Below are 2,982 nucleotides of genomic sequence, written 5' to 3' on the forward strand. Positions count from 1 at the left end.
CCTTAGGATTAATTCTCCTGGTGGCTCCGCCTTAGCTTCTGAGGTGATTTGGAGGGAATTGGAAGAAGCAAAAAAAGAAAAGCCTTTGATAGCCTCAATGGGAGAAGTAGCTGCTTCTGGAGGATACTACATTGCAGCAGGGGCTGATACCATAGTGGCTCAACCCAATACGATAACTGGGTCCATTGGTATATTTGCACTTTGGTTCAATGCACAAGGCTTCCTTAATAATAAATTAGGGATAACCACAGATGTAGTCAAAACAGGGGAATTTTCTGATTTTCTAAGCCCTACCAGGAAAGTTTCTGAAATGGAAAAAGTGATCTTTCAAGGTCAAGTAGAAGAAGGTTATGATATTTTCTTATCTAGAGTAGCAGACGGAAGAAATAAAAGCAAAGAAGAAATCATGAAAATAGCTTCAGGTAGGGTTTGGACAGGAAATCAGGCTTTGCAGAATGGACTTGTAGATGTTTTGGGAAGCTTGGAAGATGCCATACAAATTGCCGCGGATAAAGCAGAAGTTTCAGATGATTTCCGAGTCATTTACTATCCTCAGGAGAAACCTTGGTTTGAAAGATTACTTGGCCAATTTTCCAATGATGTTCAAGTATTTTATCAAAAGCAAAAATTAGGATCTTTTTTTCCTATTTATCAACAGATGGAAAACATCAAAAAATCTGAAGGGCTAATGGTAAGAATGCCCTATGATTTGATCATTCATTAAATAAGAAAAGGAGCTGACGCTCCTTTTTTTATTCCTGAAGTAAAATTTTCCAAGCTGTTTCAATATCTCCAGCATCTAAAATTTCTTTTGCGTATTCATGAAGGTGAAAAACCAGACTTTCCCTATCATTTTTAAATCTGAGCTTCATTTCCATAATTTCAGTTTTCATTGAAAAATTTTGCACTTCTTCTTGAGTAGGCAATGATTCTATATTACCTAATCTCCCCAAATTGTTTCCTGATAACACTACGCTATTTTTGATTGATTCTGGAATATTATCAACCCCAATGCCTTTATTTCTTAATGGTTTAGGAATTTCAAATAAAGATGTACCACTTGCCCGACAATACCAATTACCCCCCATTCTAGCAACTGCATCCAATTTATTGGGGTCTATTTGGTCATTTTCATCCAAAATATCTTCATTGAGATGCATGAGCAATACCTCACAAATCACCAAATTCGCCGATCCTCCCTCTTCACCTACAGGAATTATATCAATCACCTTACATTCAAATGACGCAGGTGCTTCCTTTACTCTTGGTGGTTTTACCAAAATTGATGGTCCTTCAGTCAATCCCGATTTTGAAAATTCATTGATTCCTTTTTCATACTCAGTGCTAGCCAGGGACATCTGCTCCACCATCTTAAAATTCACAATATTTATTACTACTTCACGAACATCTTTTACGTTGTCCAAGCTATGTTTGGTGGTATTATCTCTCACTCTTCTTGAAGGAGAAAATATTAAAACTGGTGGATTTGAACCAAAAACGTTAAAAAAACTAAAGGGACTTAGGTTGATGTTCCCATCCAAATCTATCGTACTTGCGAAAGCTATAGGTCTTGGTGCCACAGCACCTAATAAAAAACTATGGAATTGAGATGTTGAAAGTTGTTTTGGGTCAATTATTTTCATTTTGTCATGGATTAAAGAGATATTAGAATTCTGAAGGACTTTTCAGTTTTTTTGGAACAATAGATTATTTAAAGCATCATTAAATTAAATTAATATGAAACGAAATTGTTTTCTCGTCTTCCTTTCATTCTTTTTTGTTCTTTTGGGAATATCGATACCCTTCAAGCATTCTTTTGCTCAAACTTACCAAATAGCAACGTATAATATCAGATTTGATAATCCAAATGATATAGGGAATTTATGGAAAGACAGGTCACCCCATCTCATCAATCAGATCAAGTTTCACAAAATGGGTATTATTGGTACACAAGAAGGTCTTTACCATCAGTTGGAGGAAATGAAAGGTGCATTAAATTTTCCATACATAGGAATAGGCCGTGATAAAGGTGGTAAAGAAGGAGAGTTCAGTGCTATATTTTATAATCCTGAGATCTTTACTGTCCTAGATCATAGCACTTTCTGGCTTTCAGAATCACCTGAAAAACCATCCAAAGGATGGGACGCAGCACTGAATAGAGTATGTACATGGGGAAAATTTGAAGATCAGACCGGGAATATATTTTATGTTTTCAACATTCATTATGACCATGTAGGCCAAAAAGCAAGAGAAGAAAGCAGTAAATTAGTGGTCCAAAAAGTCAGGGAAATAAACAAAGGACAGCATCCTGTTATTTTTATGGGAGATTTCAATGTGACACCTGATAATCCCGCTTATGCTACGGTGTTGGAAAATTCAAATTTACAAGACAGTCGATTGGTTTCACAAACCCCATCAATAGGAAATCAAGGAACCTTCAATGGCTACAATTGGGAAAGACTTCCGGATGGAATAATTGATCACATTTTTGTAAGCCCTGAAATAAAAGTTTTGAGGCATGGAATTCTAACTGATAATTATGGTTTGAAATACCCCTCGGACCATTTCCCGGTAATGATAGAATTCACCATTAATTAAGCGGTTGTCTGTTTTTTGCAAAACATTTGAGTTTTCGATTTCTTCCAAAAATTCAAATACAGTCTTTTTGCTGCAATCAAGGTGACGGCCGCATGATTTCTGGATAAAAAAAAAACATTGTTTTTCTATAATCTTTCTTAGAATATTAAAAATCAGCTGATGCGCAAGCGGGCTATTCTAAAATCTAAAATCTAAGATCTACAATCTGAAATCTAAAATTCTTCACTCACCCCCAAGAAACGCCAAAAGCCAGCATTGTGTGCTGGCTTTGTGATAATGTGGCGGCGGCCTACTCTCCCGTGCGCCGCGGCGTACCGGTACCCCGCCACGGCGGGCAGGCTCCGGCGCTGCAGGGCTTATCCGCCGCGTCGGATCGGGACGGGA

3 protein-coding genes are annotated in these 2,982 nt (G+C 37.4%); 2 read left to right on the top strand and 1 reads right to left on the bottom strand.

Features of this window, described 5'->3' with window-relative positions; genetic code table 11:
* Positions 1 to 724: signal peptide peptidase SppA (gene sppA / locus ACEW8U_RS16510; RefSeq protein ID WP_373523156.1), on the top strand; the 724-nt coding region annotated here is incomplete at its 5' end.
* 28 nt (positions 725 to 752) lie between these two features.
* Here the strand turns inward: sppA and ACEW8U_RS16515 are convergent.
* On the bottom strand, positions 753 to 1,643 hold the full coding sequence (locus ACEW8U_RS16515) for a flavin reductase family protein (protein WP_373523157.1): 891 nt from the start codon (positions 1,641 to 1,643) through the stop codon (positions 753 to 755).
* A 94-nt stretch (positions 1,644 to 1,737) separates the two neighbouring features.
* On the opposite strand from ACEW8U_RS16515, the gene ACEW8U_RS16520 reads away from it, so the two are divergent.
* Complete coding sequence (locus ACEW8U_RS16520) at positions 1,738 to 2,598, top strand: endonuclease/exonuclease/phosphatase family protein (protein WP_373523158.1); 861 nt, start codon at positions 1,738 to 1,740, stop codon at positions 2,596 to 2,598.
* The last annotated feature ends 384 nt before the right edge of the window (positions 2,599 to 2,982 follow it).

Source organism: Aquiflexum sp. (assembly GCF_041751335.1).
Classification (GTDB): domain Bacteria; phylum Bacteroidota; class Bacteroidia; order Cytophagales; family Cyclobacteriaceae; genus Aquiflexum.

Coding starts and splice junctions, on each gene's coding strand:
- ACEW8U_RS16515 (WP_373523157.1), bottom strand. CDS start 1,643: ATGAAAATAATTGACCCAAAACAACTTTCAACATCTCAATTCCATAGT.
- ACEW8U_RS16520 (WP_373523158.1), top strand. CDS start 1,738: ATGAAACGAAATTGTTTTCTCGTCTTCCTTTCATTCTTTTTTGTTCTT.